Genomic DNA, 16,542 nt, shown 5'->3' on the forward strand with positions numbered 1-16,542 from the left:
GTCATCATGGAACGATCGCAGGCCTCAAGCGCCGGACGGGACCGGAACGAACAGTGCTCTGACGGCTGGATCGGCTGTGTGCCACCAGGATCGCCGGTGCAGATCGGGCCAGCCGCGAACTCCCGGTCGTGCGTCGAGGCGGGAAGTCCGCGGGACGCACGGCGTCGAGGACCATGTCGTCGTCCCCGGGCTCGGCCAAGGGAGCCGGGAGAGTCGGCAGAAGGACGGCGTCTGGCCTCGACGACACCGCGATCGGATGAGTGCACATCCAAGGGCGCTCACACTGTGTCCACAAGGGACTCGAACGCGGCGTCGGCGGCCACGTCCTCGCCGGCGGCGGCGACCCGGGCCAGCAGTGGGCAGCGCGCGCCGCGCCCGGCGATCGTGCGCGGCAGATGTCGTCGCGGGTCTCCCGACCGATCCGGCGTCGGCGGAATCGTTGCAGGAGAAGGAAAGCGCCCACGACTCGGGCAGGGCATCCGTGCGGCACGAACAGCCTCGGGCGCCCGGAACCGCGATGTCTGTCCCGTGTGGACGGTAAGCGTTGTCCACCGCGTTACCCGGAGAGCCGGGACCGGCGCAGTAGGAGTACGTCGGCGCTGGCCTGGTCGGCGGGCAGGAACGCCTCCAGTCGCAGTTCGGCGAGCGTGACGTCGGTGGCGGTCGCGAACGCGGTCAACGCCGAGATGAGCCGCAGATCCCCGTCGTCGGTCGCCAGCCGCAGCGGTACCGCGAAGCCGAGGTGGTCCGGCCCGACGGGAACGTCCGGTACGTAGCCGGCAAGTTCGGCGACGAACTCGTCCAGCCGCGGGTCCGGGCTGCGCCGGGCCCGGGCGCGCAGGTTGTCGAGCACGTGCCGGCCCCAGTCGGCGAGATTGCCGACGCGGGGCGCCATCCCGTCCGGATGCAGCATCAGCCGCAGCATGTTCACCGGTGGTACGAGCAGCTCCGGCGCCGCCCCTTCGGTGAGGACGTCGACGGCGTCGTTGGCGGCGACGAGCCGGCCGTACGGGGCGAGGACGAGCGCCGGGTATGGCAGGTGGCCGCGCAGGATCTGGTCCAGTGCCGTACGGACCGGGCGCAGCGCCGGCTCGTCCAGTCCGGACTCGGTGAACACCGCGGCGTACCCGGCGGCGGCGAGCAGGTCGTTGCGTTCCCGGAGCGTCAGGCCGAGTGATTCGGCCAGCCGTACCACGATCGCGCGGCCGGGCCGGGACCGCCCGCTCTCGACGAAGCTCAGATGCCGTTGCGTCGTACCGGCCAGCGCGGCCAGTTCGAGTTGGCTGATCCGCCGGATCCGGCGCCACCGGCGCAGTTCCTCCCCCACCGTCGTCACGTCGCAGTTCTACCCCGCCGCCGCGGTGGCGGCGATTCCCGCCGGGGAATTGCCACCGATTCCTGGTACGCGCACGATCACGGCTCGACGGCAGTACATGAGTGAAAGGGCTTTCTGTGCGGAGCTACCATCTCGACCCGGGCCGCGGTCTCGCCGGCCTGACGCTCCGGGACCATGACGTCCCCGAGCCCGGCCGCGGCCAGATCGTGGTACGGATGCGCGCCCACGCGGTCGGTGCGCGCGACCTGCTCGTCCTGGCCGGTACGTATCCGCTGCCGGTCCGGCCGGGAGTCGTGCCGGGGTGCGAGGGCGCGGGCGAGGTCGTGGCCGTCGGCGCCGACGTGACGCGGGTACGACTCGGCGACCGGGTGGCCGCCACGGTGTTCCCGCGCTGGTGGGACGGCTCGTTCCGCTGGGAGTACGCGACGCAGCTCGGTACCGGTACCGACGGCACGCTGACCGAGTACGCGCTGCTCGACGCCGACGGCGTGGTACCGGTACCGGAGCACCTGTCGTACGCGGAGGCGGCGGCGCTGCCGCTGTCGGCGGTGACGGCGTGGCACGCGCTGACCGCGGGCGGCATGCCACGGCCGGGCGAGACGGTACTGACGCTCGGATCGGGTGCGGTGTCGCTGTCCGTACTCCAGCTCGCCCGGTCGGCGGGCGCCCGCGTGATCGTCACGACCTCGGACGGGGCGAAGGCGGAACGGTTGCGGGAGCTGGGCGCGGCCGAGGTGGTCAACTACCGGGAGTGTCCGGACTGGCCGGATGCCGTCCGCGAGCTGACCGCCGGTCGCGGCGCGGACCGGGTCGTCGACCCGGCCGGGCCGCTGAGCATGTCACTGCGTGCGGTCGCGGTCGCCGGTGAGGTCGCGCTCGTCGGAACGTCGCTGTCCGGCCCCGCCGGCGCCCATCCGGTCGACCCGTCCGCACTGTTCGCCGCGGCCGCGGTCGTCCGCCCGGTGATCGCCGGGCACCGCGCGCACTTCACGGCGCTGAACCGCGCGCTCACCACGCACCGGCTGCGCCCGGTCGTCGACCGCACCTTCGGCTTCGACGCGGTACCCGACGCCCTCCGGTACTGCCGGTCCGGTGCCGGCGTCGGCAAGGTCGTCGTCACGCACCCCGGACCGCCACGGTGAGGTATCGGTAACTTCGTATTTGCGGTGACCCTTGTGGCGACAGGGACGTTAGCGTTAACTTCTCGTCGACCTCGATCTGGGAGGAACGACATGCGCGCTACCACCTGGGCCCGAAGGCTGGGCGTCGCGGCCCTCGCACTGCTGCCGGCCGTCGCGCTGGCCGGTCCCGCGACCGCCGCACCGAACGCGGACCGGACCCTCTGGGCGCACCGCGCCCAGGCCAGCTACCAGGCGTTACAGGACAACCTGTACCTCGGCGACGCCGGCCACCGGCTGTACGCGGAGAGCACCCCGGCGGCGGGCGGCAACCCGTACTCGTACCTGTGGGAGTTCCGGGAGGCGACGCAGGCGACGCTGGGCGTGCGCGGTCTGCCCGGCGGCCAGCGGTACGCGGGCGACGTGGCGGACCGCTTCGCCGCGCTCGGGCAGTACGCCAGCCCGGACCCGGCGCACCCGGGCTACGAGTCGTACCTGCCGGCGCCGCTCGGTGGCGGCGGTGACCTGTTCTACGACGACAACGCGGTGGTCGGTCTGTCCTTTGTGGACTCGTACCGGAGCGGCGGTGGCGCGGGGGCACTGGCCGGCGCGGAGGCGGCGTTCCGTACCGATCTGCGGGCGTGGGACAGCGATCCGGCCAAGACCTGCCCCGGCGGGATGCACTGGGTCGAGGCGGACTGGAACACCATCCGCGCGGCCAACGTGACCGGTCTGTTCGCCGAACTCGCCGCGAACCTGTACGCGACGACCCGGGACCGCAGCTACCTGGACTGGGCGGTTCGCGCGTACGAGTGGAACCGGTCCTGCCTGATGAGCTCGCCGGGCCTGTACCGCAACGACATCGCCGACGACGGCACGTACGACCAGACACTGTGGACGTACAACTCGGGCGCGATGATCGGTACGGCCACGGTGCTGTACCGGGCGACGGGCGACCGGCGCTGGCGGGACCTGGCGCTCGGCGACGCGCGCGGCGCCATGGCGTACTGGACGGCGGACCGGCTCTACTCCCAGCCCGCCATCTTCAACGCGTTCCTGTTCCGGGACGTGCTCGCGCTCGACCCGGCGTACCGGTCCACATTGGACACCTACGCGGCGCGGCTCTGGCAGGACAACAGGGATCCGGCCACCGGGCTGTTCCGGTTCCAGGCGTCGAACGGCGGCGCGCCCGATCCGGCACAGCCGGTGAACACGCTCAACCAGGCCGCCGCGGTGCAGCTCTTCGCCTTGCTGGGCAACGCATGACGCGCGGGCGGGCCCGGACCGACCGGGCCCGCCCGCGACGGCGGTCAGGTCGTGTCGGGTTCGCCGGAGCCGGCGACAGCGCCGGGTGAGCGCCACTAGCGCGGTCCCGCCGGCGAGCAGCGCCACGGCCAACAACGCCGACGAGTGCCAGCGAGGTACCGGTGACGGGGAGACCGCCTGCTGTCCCGTCAGCACCCGGCGTCGGACCGACGTGGTGGCGACGGCGGAGATGGCTTCGTTGTCCGGATCCGGGCGCGCGTGTCCGGTGGGAGCGTGAACGCGTCCGACCGACGGGAGCGGGCCGGGGGTGTACGGCCGGAGGATCGGAGCATCCACTTCGCAGTTCCCAGGAGGTTCCCGTGTTTCTCGCGATCGTCGACTTCACGACCGCCGCCACCGACCGTCCCGCCGCGCTCGCCGAGTTCGACAAAGAGGTCGACCGGGTTCGCGCCATGCCGGGCAACCGCGCCTTCCGCGTCTACGCCGCGCGTACCGACGACACCGCCGTCACGGTGCTGCACGAGTGGGACGACGAGGCGTCGTTCGCCCGGTACCTGGCGTCGGAGTCGTTCGCGCACCTCGGCGAGACGATCCGGCCGATGATGACCGCCGCGCCGGTGAGCCGGCGCTTCCGCGCCGACCTGCTGGAGACGGTGGCCTGACCGGCGCGACGGCCTACCAGGGCGTGTCTGCACAGGTTCGGTCGAACGAGCCGGAGTCCATTCGTTGTCTCGCAAGGCGGAGGTGCGGGTGATACCGGTGTCGTGTGCGCTCGTGCCGGCACTCGCGGCGAGGCGGCGAATGGGCCCGGCGCAGCCGGCCAACGACCTGCGAAGACACGCCCTAGGATCGGCCTGTGCGAGGCCGTCGATGACCCGGGGGGCGTACAGCTTCGTCCGCACCTTCGCGCCGGAGTTCGCCCGCGACCTGCGGGTGGACCGGCACTACCTGCTCTGCGCCTCCGCCGGGACGCTCCGGCTGGAGGCGCAGGGGCAGGCGTGGCTCCTGCCGCCGGCGCGGGCCGCCCTGATCGAGGCCGATCGACCGATCCGGGTGAGCATGGCGCGGCCCGTCACGACCGCGTCCGTACTCTTCGACACCCGGTTCGCGCCCGCGCCGCCGGCACCCTTGACCGTGTTCGATCTCAACCCGCTGGCGCGCGCCCTGCTCACCGAGTGCGGCACGTGGGGGGAGAGCGACGAGCCGCTCCCGGCGTACGCGGAGACGATGTTCGGCGCGCTCGCCGCCGTGACCTGGCGGCTCGCCCGGCAACCGAGCCCCGTCGTCGTACCGTCGGGGCGCTCTCCCGAACTGCGCCGCGCCCTCGTACTGACCGGGCAGCGACTCGGCGACGACGTCCGCTTCGAGGACGTGGCGGACGACGTGGGCCTGGCGCCGCGGTCGCTGGCCCGGCGCTTCGCGGACGAGACCGGCATGACCTGGCGCGCGGTCCTGCGCCGGATGCGGATCCTGGCCGCGATCGAGGAACTCGCCGCCGGCGACGCGCCGGTCACCACGATCGCGTACCAGGTCGGGTACGCGTCGCTGTCGGCGTTCAACGCCGCGTTCCGGGAGCTGACCGGCCGCACGCCGACGGAGTACCGGGAGAGCTTCCGGCCCTGAGCCATCGGCCGGGCTGGTGCGCGGGCGACGGGCGGGTCGAGGCCGAGCGCGGCGACCCGGATGCCGCCGAGGAGCCGGCTACTCCGCCGACCTGGCGGTCTTGCGCTGGTTGGCGTGGAAGCGCGCCTTCTTCTCACGGTTCCCGCAGGTGCCCATGTCACACCATCTCCGGGTACGGCTCTGGCTCGCGTCGAAGAACGCGGCCTGGCAGGTCGGCGACGCGCACAGGGCGAGCTTCCCGTCCCGTTCGCCGGCGAGGATGCCGATCGCGTCGGCGGCGATCACGCTCAGCGCGTCCTCCACCGACGACGTCCGCCACTGCCGGGTGTTCTCGGGCGTCAGTACGGCCGCGGCACGGCCCTGGACGCTGCACTCGTTGATGACCTTCACGGCACGTACCGGAAGGGGTTTGTGGCGGGCGGCGGCGGTCGCGGCGGCGTGGATCGACTCCCGCAGCTGCCGCGCGCGTTCGAGCTGGGCGGTGGTGCAGGACTGCACGGTGAGACCGCTGACGGCCAGCCAGTCGAGGAGCCGTTCCGGCGTCGGGATGCGCTCGACGGCGTCGCCGTGCCGCTCCGACAGGGTTCCCGTGAAGCTGGTCGCCAGCACCTTGCCGAGTCGGAAGTCAGGAAACCGGGCACTCATGGAACCAGCTTAGCCGGTTGCACGCCGGCGTCGAGGCGTGTTAGAACCGTCTTAGCCGGTTCTGCCGGAACGCGGGCCGGAACCACCACCCGACGACCAGGGGGCATCTCATGAACGGGCCGAGCAGTGCCGTGCAGCCGTTCGAAGCGCACGCCACCGACGCCGACCTCGACGACCTGCGCGCGCGGCTGGCCGCGGCGCGGCTACCGGAGGCGGAGACCGTCCAGGGCGCCGCACCCGGTCCTGGCCGGTGGGAGCAGGGCGTTCCGCTCGCCGACCTCGTGGACCTCGTCGAGTACTGGCGCACCGGGTACGACTGGCGGTCGTTCGAGGCGCGGCTCGACCGGATCGGCCAGTTCCGTACGACGGTCGACGGGCTGGGAATCCACTTCCTGCACCGCCGGTCCCCCCGCGCCGATGCCACTCCGCTGATCCTCACGCACGGCTGGCCGGGCAGCGTCGCCGAGTTCGTCGACGTCATCGACGAACTGGCCGACCCGGTCGACCCGGGCACGCCGGCGTTCCACGTCGTGGCCCCGTCGCTGCCCGGGTTCGGATACAGCGACAAGCCGACCACCACCGGCTGGGGTACGGAGAGGATCGCGGCTGCCTGGGTGGAGCTGATGGGCCGGCTCGGCTACGACCGGTTCGTCGCGCACGGCGGCGACTGGGGCGGCGTGATCACCACGATCCTCGGCGGCAGGTTCCCCGAGCACGTACTCGGGATCCACACGACGACCGCGCAGGCACCGCCCGGGCTGACGACCGACGGGCTCACCGCGACCGAGCGCCGGTGGACCGAGGAGACGCACGGCTTCTGGCGCCACCGCGCCGCGTACGCGAAGCAGCAGGCGACCCGACCCCAGACCATCGGGTACTCGCTGGTCGACTCACCGGTCGGGCTGCTCGCCTGGATCCTCGACAAGTTCGCCGAGTGGTCCGACACGGTGGACAGCCCGTTCGAGACGATGTCCCGGGACCGCATCCTCGACGACGTCACCCTGTACTGGCTGACCCGTACCGGCGCGTCGGCGGCCCGCATCTACTCCGAGAGCCACGACTCGCTCGACCCCGACCTGCGGGTCGACGTTCCGTCGGCGATCAGCGTGTATCCGCGCGACATCGAGAAGTACCCGCGGCCGTGGGCACGGGAACGGTTCCGGCAGATCGTGCGGTGGCGGGCGCCCGGCTCCGGTGGGCACTTCCCGTCCCTGGAAGTTCCCGGGTACTTCGTCCGGGACCTGCAGGACGGTCTCGCCGCGGTACTGGCCGCCCACCGGTGAGGTGGATGGCCCGGGAACCGTTGCACGCAACGCCGCCATCCGCTCGCTTCCGGTAGCGTTCGCGATCCGAGACCCACCGGCCGCCGCGGCCCCGGGTACGCGGGCTCGCCGCGGCGCAGGTCGCGTACCGATGAGTTTTTCGCGGCACGCTGGTCTGCACGGTCACGACCGACCCACGGAAGGCTGGCGCCATGCGGAAACTGATCTACGGCATGAACGTGTCCCTGGACGGCTACATCGCCGCGCCCGGCGACGACATCAGCTGGGGCGGGCCGCCGAGCGACGAGCTGTTCCAGTGGTGGCTCGACCGGGAACGGGCGACCAGCCTGATGCTGTACGGGCGCAAGCTGTGGGAGACGATGAGTTCGTACTGGCCGACCGGCGACCAGCAGCCCGGCGCGAGCCCGGCGGAGATCGAGTTCGCGCGGAACTGGCGGGACACGCCGAAGGTCGTGTTCTCCTCGACGATCGACACGGTCGACTGGAACACCCGCCTGGTCACCGGCGACGCGGTCGCCGAGATCACCAGGCTCAAGGCCGAGGACGGCGGCCCGATGGGCATCGGCGGCGCGACCCTGGCCGCGGCCGCCATGCGGGCCGGGCTGATCGACGAGTACGAGCTGGCCATCTACCCGGTCCTGACCGGCGCCGGCACGCCGTTCTTCACGGCGCTGGACAGTTGGGCGAACCTGAACCTGGTGGAGACGCGGACCTTCCCCGGCGGCGTCGTCCTGACCCGGTACGAAACCAAGCGGTGAACGACGCTCCCCCGCGGCGCCGGTACCGACGGGTGAGGTGGCCCGGGTGAAACAGCGGTGCTCGTACACCTCAGGGTCAGACACCGGTGCCGCACGCCCGTGTCGGGCATGCGGCACCGGTCGCACGTCGGGTCAGAACGCGCCCAGGCCGTGCGGTACGCCGACGCCGGTCGGGCCGTCCCAGCCCGGGCCCGCCACGCACAGCGCGGTCGCCAGCTTCGCCTTCGTACAGTCGGCTGCGCCGTTGGGCATGCTGGTGCCCGTGGTCACGTCCTCGATCGAACCGCTGCCGGCCGCGTACACCGTGTTGGGTCCGTCCACGCCGCTGGTGCCGGCGCGGGCGTACAGACCGGCCAGGTACGGCGCCGACGCGCTGGTGCCGAGGGCGACGCCCCAGCCGCCGGCGCCACCGGACGCCGGCAGGTACGTGTCGTAGATCGACAGGTTGACCGCGGCGGCCGACACGTCGGAGCTGGCGCGGTGACCGCCGCAGTGCGCGGCCACGCTCTTGGGCTGCCCGTTCGCCGGGGCGATGTAGTCGGAGCAGGCACTCGATGCCGACCAGTACGCGCCGTCGTTGAGTGCGCTTCCGGTGTCCCACACCGACTTCGTGAACGTCTTGCCGCCGTCGTTCGAGGCGAGCTGGACGCCCCCGGCCGACGTCACCCACGGCACTTCCTGCGGCCACACCTGGTGTGCGGTACCGGTCTGGATGCCGTGGTCACCGGCCGAGGCGACGATCGCCACGCCGGGGTGGTGCAGGCGCTTCGCCAGCGTTCCGGTGGCGATACCCGGCTGCACGCCGTTGCCGACGACGTAGCTGAGCGACACCGAGTTGGCGCCCAGCCCGATCGCGGTGTCCACCGCGTCGTCCATCGCCTTGGCCGTCGCGGCCGGCAGATACGCGTACTGCGGAATCACCAGCAGCGGCGAGATCTCCACGACGCGGATCTTGCACCGCGGGCAGGCCGCCGAGGCCATGTCCACGTCGAGGGTCGACTCACCGGCAAGCCCCTCGTCCGCCTTGTTGAGCAGCGGCAGGCCGATCGGCGCGGGCGGCTTCCCGCCGTGCTGACCGACGATCTTCAGGCAACCGCTCGCCTCGGTGCACGCCGGCAGACCATAAGCCTCCCGGTACTTGGCGAGGTCGGCGGCCAGCGTCGGAGTCGCACCGAACGCGATGATCCCGATCGTGCCGGCCTTCCCGGGGCTGTCCGGCAGGTGGAACGCGCGGGCGAGGTCCGCCGGCCCCAACCCGACCGGCCCCTTCGACTCCAACGGCTTCGACGCGTCCGACGACGCCGCCACCATCGACACGCCACACCCGGTCGGCAGGTACTTGTTGCCGCTCTTCTCCGGGCACAGCTTGATCGTGCGGTGGGTACGCGTCAGGCTCCCGTCCAGCGCCGCCTGCCGTACCGCGGCCGGACTGTCCGGTGTGGACACCGACGCCGGGCGCGCCGACGCACCGCCCGGCATCAGTACCCCGACCGCGGCCACCGCGGTCGCCGCAACCATGGTTTTCACGACACGCCGCATCGCGCTCCTCCGCCGTACCGGGACGTTTCTGGTCGACCGCGATCCTCACGGCACCCGATGAAGCCCCGATGAATCGCCTGTACGCGGCGGCTGATCGTGGAGCCGGCCTGGTCGACCCGGGCCCTAACCATCACGGGGCCGTGGGTGGCCGTCACATCCGAGCGGCTGTCCTGTGGACGTGTCCGGGGCCGGTGTCGTACTCGCGCGGGCCGCGCAGCCACCGTCATCACCCAGGACGGCACGGTGGAAATCCGCTCCCCGCACGAAGTTCGCAGTGCGTCGCACGAACTGGATCCCGCTTCCACAGCCGGGATCAGCCCACGGGCAGCGGTCAGCGGGCGCCGGGCGAGCGTCTGGGCCAGCCGCACGTGCGCGCACACCGGTGGAGTTCGCGCTAGTCGTGCAGTACGCGTGGGCAGACGTGGAAGACGAGTGTCTCGACGGCGGGCATGAGTGCCAGCCCGAGCGGTGCGAGGACCGCCGCGACGACGAGGAGTGCCGCGATGACCGGTGGCATGGCGGTGGCCGGCTCACGCCGTTGGATCAACCGGCGGAACCGGCGTTCGACGGCAACCGCCGACGCGGCCAGTACCGAGGGGTCCGTGTGGTCAGGTCCGGCCAGGGCGAGCAGCGCGCTCGCGACGGCGAGCGAGCCGTGCGTGTGCGCGGCGGCGTCGTCTGCCGCCATCTCGACCAGCGCCGGAACCTCGCTCTTCGCGGCCGCAAACAGCGGAACGAACGGGAACGCCCGGCACAACAGTCCCACCGCACCGATCAGTGGCGCGTGGTGCTGGCGCAGGTGGGCGCGTTCGTGGCTCAGGGCCGCGGCGAGTTCCTTGTCGTCGAGCGTGGCGAGGGCGGAGGAGGTCACCACGATCCGGCTCGGATGCCCGGCGACGCAGTACACGACGGGCCGGTCGTCGCACAGGACGTGCACGCCGAGTCGAGCATCGTGACGTGCCAGCAGTCGGATGCCTTGCAGGTGGCGTCGACGGTGCCGGCGTCCGGACCGCAGTTGCCGCGCAGCGGTGACGTTGAGCCGCAGCACGATGGCGGCGCACACGAGCGTTCCCAGGACGCTGCCCGCCAGGCCCGCCGGTGTCGCGTACGGCGCGAACGCGTGCTCGCACACCGAGAGGGTTCGCGCGACGGTGTCGCGTACCGGATCCCACGGCAGCAGCAGCGTCACCGCGCCCAGCGACGCGGCGACGACGACGGACGCCGACAGCCCCAGCCAGGCGGCAACCCCGAACACCGGTACGACCCTGAGCGCCGGTGTGCGATTCAGGACGAGACCACCGAACGTTCCCGCGGCGGCGGCGTACGCCAGCAGCAGGATCGACGCGGTCATCGGCGGCCGGCGCGGCGCTGTGCCGCGGCCAGGGCGCGGCGCATCTCGGCGAGTTGCCCCGGATCGATCCGGTCGACGAAGTGCAGCAGTGTCGCGGCCTGGTCGCTGCTTCCCGACAGGACATCAGCCATCAGGTCCGCGTGGTACTCCTCGCGGCTCGTGACCGGCTGGTACCGGTAGGCGCGCCCGTCGCGTTCCCGTCGCACCATTCCCTTACCGTGCAGGTGGTCCAGGACGGTCATGACGGTCGTGTAGGCGACCGGCCGGTCTCGTTCCAGCACCTCGCGGACGTCGCGCACCGTCGCCGAGTCGGAGCCGTCCCACAGCACGTTCATGACCACCGACTCCAGCTCGCCGAGCCGACGCATCCCAACCTCCGTCTGCGAGTGCCGGGCATACCTCTGCCCGCCGCAGGCTATCAGTGGCCACTTCCGCGAGTCCGGTGTCGCCGGCCGATCTGGCGTCCCCCTGCTTGCCCGCCAACTATTATGCTACGTAGTATTTGGCCCGTTCGTGTCGGACGTCAGCCATCCGCGAGGGGTGGCGCCGGCACGTACACCGCTCAGTCGCCGCATCAGCGGCGAGCCGGGGACCCAGCACCGTGGGGTGAGTCCGGTGACCCGCATGTCACCGGTAGGGCGCATCTTCCCGTCCGAACCCGTCAGCTAACCCGGTCTGCGGTCAGGAAGAAGGAGCCATCGCTGGTGAGAGTCGCGACCGGCACCACGTCGCGCAGCGCAGTCGTCGTACTCGTCGCCGTCCTGGCGGCGGTGACCGGCCTGGTGACCGCCGCGCCCGTTCACGCGGACCCGGCGGAAACCGAACGGCAGCTCGACGCCACCTGGAACAAGCTGGAGAAGGTGGGTGAGACCTACAAGCAGAACGAAGCCGACCTGAGGAGGAGCCAACGTGCCGCGGCGAAACTGGCGAGACAGATCAAGCCGTTGCGGGACAAGGTCGATGCCATGTACGCCGACATCGGCGTGATGGCCGCCGCCGCGTACAAGGGTGGCGACCTTCGGCTGGTCAACTCGATCATGGAACACGGCTCGGCGGGCACGATGCTCGATCAGGTGTCCACATTGGACAGGATTGCCGCCGACCGGCACCGCAAGGTCGCCGCGTACGAGAGGGCGAAGCGTACGCTGGACGCCAAGAAGGCGACGCTGGACCGGCGTATCGCCGCCGACCGCGTCAAGGCGAAGAGGCTCAAGGCGCAGAAGGCCCGCATCGAGAAACAGATGAAGGACCTCCAGGCGAAACGTGCCCGGGAGATCTCCGCGACCAGCGGCGCCGACTACGTCCCGCCCTACATCCCCGGAGCGGCCGGGAAGGCCGTCCGGTTCGCCTACGCACAGCTCGGCAAGCCGTACGTGTGGAACACGGCCGGCCCGGACACCTACGACTGTTCGGGCCTCACGATGGCGGCGTGGGCCACCGTCGGCGTCAGCATGCAGCACTACACGGTGAGCCAGTACAACGCCTTCCCGAAGGTGTCGCGGGGCGAGCTTCAACCGGGCGATCTGTTGTTCTGGAACAACCTGCAGCACGAGGCCATGTACGTCGGCAACGGGTACGCGATCCACGCGCCCACGCCCGGCGAGAACGTCAAGGTCTCCAGCATGTCGCAACTCGACTACATCGGCCCGTACGACGGAGCAGTACGGCCGGCGTGACGACTCCCGGCGGGGCCATACGGGCCGGATCCGTTCCCCAGGTCGGATCCGGTGTCCACGCCGGGGACGGGGGCGGCGCGATGTGGGTCGCGCCGCCCCACCACAACGAGCAGCAACGACCGGGACGGCCCGACCTGCACGCGTGGTAGGTCACCTCCGGATTCCCGCTCCTGTCCGCGCACGTGCTGGTTGAGGAGAACGACGACTGCCACACCGTCCGCGACCAGTTGCAGCACCTGATCACCGACCCGTTCCAGATCACCCACACCACCCCGCAGGTGGAACGCCACAGCAACGACGGTCCCGCACCATGACGGCGCCCCGACCGCCCGCCCATCACTCCGCGGTCGCCCGGGTCTGCCGCAGAGCATCCGGGACCGGTTCCGCGCGGATGTGGCGAACAGGACGCACCGCAGTGCCTCGGGCCTCGGGCCTCGGGGGTCTCGGGGGTCTCGGGGCCAGGCTCAGCGGGTGCCGTCCCGTACCGGATAGTGGATGGCGACCACACCACCGGTGGCGTAGTTGGCGACATCGGCGGTCACCTGCCGGCCCTGCGGGGACTCCCGCGCCGCGGTCATCGCCGCGGCGTCGGCGAACTCGGCCTCGAAGACCGCGAAGTACGGCGGCTGTCCCTGCGTCGCTGCCACCTCGAAGCTGTAGCGGTACGCGAGCAGGCCGGGCATCCGCGCGACCAGCGGGAGGTGGGTGTTCACGTAGTAGTCGCGGAAGTGGTCGGGATCGGCGGGTTCGGGATACAGGACCATCAGCTTGTGCATGGCATCCTCCGGTCGGCGGCGTGCCTCGGCGAGGCGGCCTCCAGGGCATGGGCAGAGTCCGTCGGACGTTGGTGGCCGCCCGTTTCGGCTGCCGGTTCAGCTGCGGTGAAAGGCGTGGTGCAGGGTTCCGTCGGTCCGGAGGGTGGCGGTCAGATGGCCGCGCCACGCCTCGTCGGGTGCGTCGAAGTCCTCGCGCCAGTGGCATCCGCGCGTCTCCCGGCGCAGCTGCGCCGCCCGTACCAGGGCCGCCGCGACGGTGATCAGGTTCGTGGTCTCCCACGCCTCCCGCCCGGACGACCGCGTACGGCTCTGGTGCGCGATGCGCCGCGCCGCGGTGGACAGCGACGCGGCGCTGCGGGCGACACCGGCGCCGTGGCTCATCGCGTGTTGCAGATCCGTTCGTACGGCGGGATCCACGGCCCAGGCCACGGCTCCGGACGATGCGGGCTCGCGTTGCGGTGGCAGCCCGTTCGCCAGGTGCGCGGCGATCCTTCCGGCGTACACGAGAGCCTCCAGCAGCGAGTTGGACGCCAACCGGTTCGCCCCGTGTACACCCGTGCACGCCACCTCGCCCACGGCGTACAGGCCGGGGATGCTCGTGCGCCCCCACAGATCCGTGCGTACGCCGCCGCTGTGGTGGTGGGCCTTGGGCGCGACCGGAATCAGCTGGTCGGCCGGATCCAGCCCGGCCTGCCGGCACAGCGCCGTCACGGTCGGGAACCGTGCCTCCAGCACCCGCGACCCCAGATGTCGCGCGTCGAGGAACACGTGGTCGGTGTCGGCCGCGACCATCGTACGCAGGACCGCCTTGGCCACGACGTCGCGCGGCGCGAGCTCGGCGAGTTCGTGCACACCCGGCATGAACCGCCGGCCGTCGTGGTCGACGAGGTGGGCACCCTCACCGCGTACCGCCTCGGTCACCAGGCCCTGCTGCCGCGGGTCGGCGCCGTCCAGCGCGAGTACGGTGGGGTGGAACTGCAGAAACTCCACGTCGGTGGCGACCGCACCGGCGCGCAGCGCCAGCGCCAGCCCGTCCCCCGTTGCCACGGGAGGATTGGTGGTGGCGTCGAAGACCTGTCCGACACCACCAGTCGCCAGTACCGTCGCCCGGGCCAGCACCGCGCCGACGCCGGCACGGGCGCCCGTTCCGGCGACGTGGACGGTGACCCCGGCGGCATGACCGGCCGCATCGGTCAGCAGGTCGAGCGCCAACGCGTGCGTGACGACGGTGATGGACGGGTCGCGCAGCACCGCACGCTGCGCGGCCCGCTGAAGTTCCGCACCGGTGGCGTCGCCGCCGGCATGGATGATCCGCCGCGCGTGGTGGCCGCCCTCCCGGGTCAGTGCCCAGCGCCCGTCGGGATCCCGGTCGAACCGTGCGCCGAGCCGTACCAACTCCAGCACCCGCGAGGGCCCCTCGGTCGTGAGTACGTCGACCGCGGCGGGATCGCAGAGCCCTGCGCCCGCCACGAGCGTGTCGTCGGCGTGCGCGGCGGGAGAGTCGTGGCTGCCGAGTACCGCGACGATGCCGCCCTGGGCCCAACGGGTCGATCCGTCGTCGATCTCGCCCTTGGTGACGATGGTGACGCGGTAGCCGAGTTCGCTGGCGTGCAACGCGGTCATCAACCCGGCGATCCCGGAACCGACGACGAGGACCTCGGTACTCTGCGACCACCGCGGCTCCCCGTCGGGGGTTAGTCGGCGCGGAAGCTCCACGCCGCCGTCGGTACCGGCCTCGTCCACGGCACAGCTCTGTGGTGTGCGCATCGTTGGTGTTCTCCCTTCATGCGACGTCGTACGGTGTGCCCCGGCCCGGCTCGACGTGTCCACTGTGGACCTGCTCGGCCGAGCGGCGAAGGCGTGGGATCCGTTGACCGCAGCGGAAACTGGCGTACGTCAGGGCATCGGGGCTGGGTCGACCTCGGTGAGCAGCAGGCTCGGATCGAGTGCCCGTACGCTGTGCGGCAGAGCGCCCACGGACATCGCGCCGGCGATCGCCGTGGCGCCGTCCACGGTGATCCGACCGGATGCCTCAAGCTTCGCCGCGGAACCGACCGCCCCTGGAGCTTCGTCGCGGAGGCGATCCTGGCGTGCATGCGGCCACTTCCCTCTAGTCGCGGAACGACATGGTGTCCAGTAGCAGCCGGTCCGGGCCGGCGTCGAGTGCTTCGCGCGTCTTCGCGGCCGGGGTGGTGACGCCGTCGCCGGCGGTGTCCCCGCCCAACGCCGCGCGTACGGCGGCAACCGCGGGGGCGTTCGGCCAGGCGCGGCGTACATGAGTCGTCTCGACCATGTCCAACCCCTCTCATGTGCTTCTATATTAGAAGCACACGACGGTGCGCGAGCGAAGTCCTTCCGGCCATGAAGTACCTCACGCCGTGGGGATTGCATCCTGCTCAGCGCGCGGGCGGTGCCACCGCGACGAGCGGGTCAACGCGGCTGGCACTCGGTGCGCACGCGGGGCCGCAACCGGTGAGGAGGACACCGATGACCGCATCCCGGCAGCGATTGCCGATACTGGTGCGAGGACGCGGTCGCGGCAGGTGCGGCGGCGGACGTTCCCGGCACGCCAGCTGACGGCACGCGGCCGAGAGCAGTACCTCAATGTCGGGGGCATCGGCGGGGGCGTTCTCACGAAGGCGATCGGCACGCTGCCCGACCACGCGCAGCCCGGCGAGCGGGAGGAGATCCAGGACGTGTTCCAGTCCCCCGACCACACCGGACTGCTGATCGCGACGGACCGCGGTTGGTACACCGGGCCGGCCGACGGTTCGACCGCCCCGCAGTACGCGTTCGAGCACCTGGGCGGCACACCCGCCACCCCGGAGGACTCGGTCGTACTCGGCTGGGCGCCGGCCCACGTGATCGAGCCCTGAGTTCGGCGTCCCGAGCCGGTTCTTTCCCCGGTCCGGGACGATCCAGCACCCGCCCCGGGCCGGACCGTACGGCCCGGGCACGACCGTGCCCGAGCGCGCACCGGGTCGGGCGGCTCGGTGCCCTCGACGAGGTGGCGGTGCCGACGGCCGGCGTGGCTGAAAGACGACGCACGACACGTCAGGCCGCGAGACGCCAGGGTCGCAGATCCTGGCGGCACATGACGGATGCCGCTCGTGGCCCGATCCGTGGACATCGAGCGCCCGACGCGGCGGCCCCAGCATGAACCGACGGACC

The 16,542-nt window shown here is 71.7% G+C and carries 17 protein-coding genes and 1 riboswitch; of the genes, 9 read left to right on the forward strand and 8 right to left on the reverse strand.

Annotated elements, in window-relative coordinates; all coding sequences use genetic code 11:
• Positions 1-556: 556 nt before the first annotated feature.
• Complete coding sequence (locus Aru02nite_RS04820; protein ID WP_203655199.1) at positions 557-1,336, reverse strand: helix-turn-helix domain-containing protein; 780 nt, start codon at positions 1,334-1,336, stop codon at positions 557-559.
• A gap of 116 nt (positions 1,337-1,452) precedes the next feature.
• On the opposite strand from Aru02nite_RS04820, the gene Aru02nite_RS04825 reads away from it, so the two are divergent.
• From Aru02nite_RS04825 to Aru02nite_RS04840, 4 genes are all read left to right on the forward strand, one after another.
• The gene (locus Aru02nite_RS04825; RefSeq protein WP_239076404.1) at positions 1,453-2,478 is read left to right on the forward strand and encodes a zinc-dependent alcohol dehydrogenase family protein; all 1,026 of its coding nucleotides are present in this window, start codon (positions 1,453-1,455) and stop codon (positions 2,476-2,478) included.
• A gap of 90 nt (positions 2,479-2,568) precedes the next feature.
• Positions 2,569-3,720 (forward strand): glycoside hydrolase family 76 protein, encoded by a 1,152-nt coding sequence (locus tag Aru02nite_RS04830; RefSeq protein WP_203655202.1) that lies wholly within the window; start codon positions 2,569-2,571, stop codon positions 3,718-3,720.
• Positions 3,721-4,079: 359 nt separating this feature from the next.
• Positions 4,080-4,382: a putative quinol monooxygenase gene (locus Aru02nite_RS04835; RefSeq protein ID WP_203655204.1), complete on the forward strand. Its 303-nt coding sequence runs from the start codon at positions 4,080-4,082 to the stop codon at positions 4,380-4,382.
• 208 nt (positions 4,383-4,590) lie between these two features.
• The gene (locus Aru02nite_RS04840; protein ID WP_203655205.1) at positions 4,591-5,343 is read left to right on the forward strand and encodes an AraC family transcriptional regulator; all 753 of its coding nucleotides are present in this window, start codon (positions 4,591-4,593) and stop codon (positions 5,341-5,343) included.
• Positions 5,344-5,421: 78 nt separating this feature from the next.
• On the opposite strand, the gene Aru02nite_RS04845 is transcribed toward Aru02nite_RS04840, so the two are convergent.
• Positions 5,422-5,988 (reverse strand): CGNR zinc finger domain-containing protein, encoded by a 567-nt coding sequence (locus Aru02nite_RS04845; protein ID WP_203655206.1) that lies wholly within the window; start codon positions 5,986-5,988, stop codon positions 5,422-5,424.
• Positions 5,989-6,098: 110 nt separating this feature from the next.
• Between Aru02nite_RS04845 and Aru02nite_RS04850 the strand changes: the two genes are divergently transcribed.
• Positions 6,099-7,271 (forward strand): epoxide hydrolase family protein, encoded by a 1,173-nt coding sequence (locus tag Aru02nite_RS04850; RefSeq protein WP_203655207.1) that lies wholly within the window; start codon positions 6,099-6,101, stop codon positions 7,269-7,271.
• Positions 7,272-7,462: 191 nt separating this feature from the next.
• A complete protein-coding gene (locus Aru02nite_RS04855; protein ID WP_203655208.1) occupies positions 7,463-8,029 on the forward strand; it encodes a dihydrofolate reductase family protein in 567 nt (188 codons plus the stop codon).
• A gap of 132 nt (positions 8,030-8,161) precedes the next feature.
• Here Aru02nite_RS04855 and Aru02nite_RS04860 read toward each other — a convergent pair whose 3' ends face one another.
• The 3 genes from Aru02nite_RS04860 to Aru02nite_RS04870 form a co-directional block, all read right to left on the reverse strand.
• Positions 8,162-9,568 (reverse strand): S8/S53 family peptidase, encoded by a 1,407-nt coding sequence (locus tag Aru02nite_RS04860; protein WP_203655209.1) that lies wholly within the window; start codon positions 9,566-9,568, stop codon positions 8,162-8,164.
• A gap of 394 nt (positions 9,569-9,962) precedes the next feature.
• Positions 9,963-10,919, reverse strand: a complete 957-nt coding sequence (locus Aru02nite_RS04865; RefSeq protein ID WP_203655210.1) for a M56 family metallopeptidase — start codon at positions 10,917-10,919, stop codon at positions 9,963-9,965.
• Positions 10,916-11,287, reverse strand: a complete 372-nt coding sequence (locus tag Aru02nite_RS04870) for a BlaI/MecI/CopY family transcriptional regulator (RefSeq protein ID WP_203655212.1) — start codon at positions 11,285-11,287, stop codon at positions 10,916-10,918. The genes Aru02nite_RS04865 and Aru02nite_RS04870 overlap by 4 nt, the downstream gene beginning before the upstream one ends.
• A 181-nt stretch (positions 11,288-11,468) precedes the next feature.
• Positions 11,469-11,613: riboswitch (cyclic di-AMP (ydaO/yuaA leader) on the forward strand.
• A 10-nt stretch (positions 11,614-11,623) separates the two neighbouring features.
• On the opposite strand from Aru02nite_RS04870, the gene Aru02nite_RS04875 reads away from it, so the two are divergent.
• Together Aru02nite_RS04875 and Aru02nite_RS37130 are read left to right on the forward strand one after the other, a co-directional pair.
• Complete coding sequence (locus tag Aru02nite_RS04875; protein WP_203655214.1) at positions 11,624-12,595, forward strand: C40 family peptidase; 972 nt, start codon at positions 11,624-11,626, stop codon at positions 12,593-12,595.
• Between the two features lie 182 nt (positions 12,596-12,777).
• The gene (locus tag Aru02nite_RS37130) at positions 12,778-12,909 is read left to right on the forward strand and encodes a hypothetical protein (protein ID WP_275408580.1); all 132 of its coding nucleotides are present in this window, start codon (positions 12,778-12,780) and stop codon (positions 12,907-12,909) included.
• Positions 12,910-13,059: 150 nt separating this feature from the next.
• Here the strand turns inward: Aru02nite_RS37130 and Aru02nite_RS04880 are convergent, their stop codons facing one another.
• The 3 genes from Aru02nite_RS04880 to Aru02nite_RS04890 all read right to left on the reverse strand — a co-directional run bounded on the left by Aru02nite_RS04880 (position 13,060) and on the right by Aru02nite_RS04890 (position 15,664).
• On the reverse strand, positions 13,060-13,371 hold the full coding sequence (locus tag Aru02nite_RS04880) for an EthD family reductase (protein WP_203655216.1): 312 nt from the start codon (positions 13,369-13,371) through the stop codon (positions 13,060-13,062).
• Positions 13,372-13,467: 96 nt separating this feature from the next.
• Positions 13,468-15,138 (reverse strand): L-aspartate oxidase, encoded by a 1,671-nt coding sequence (locus Aru02nite_RS04885; protein WP_203655218.1) that lies wholly within the window; start codon positions 15,136-15,138, stop codon positions 13,468-13,470.
• A gap of 343 nt (positions 15,139-15,481) precedes the next feature.
• Positions 15,482-15,664, reverse strand: a complete 183-nt coding sequence (locus Aru02nite_RS04890; RefSeq protein ID WP_203655219.1) for a hypothetical protein — start codon at positions 15,662-15,664, stop codon at positions 15,482-15,484.
• Between the two features lie 250 nt (positions 15,665-15,914).
• On the opposite strand from Aru02nite_RS04890, the gene Aru02nite_RS04895 reads away from it, so the two are divergent.
• Positions 15,915-16,247, forward strand: a complete 333-nt coding sequence (locus Aru02nite_RS04895; RefSeq protein WP_203655220.1) for a hypothetical protein — start codon at positions 15,915-15,917, stop codon at positions 16,245-16,247.
• The last annotated feature ends 295 nt before the right edge of the window (positions 16,248-16,542 follow it).

The organism is Actinocatenispora rupis, from assembly GCF_016861975.1.
In the GTDB taxonomy this organism is placed as follows: domain Bacteria; phylum Actinomycetota; class Actinomycetes; order Mycobacteriales; family Micromonosporaceae; genus Actinocatenispora; species Actinocatenispora rupis.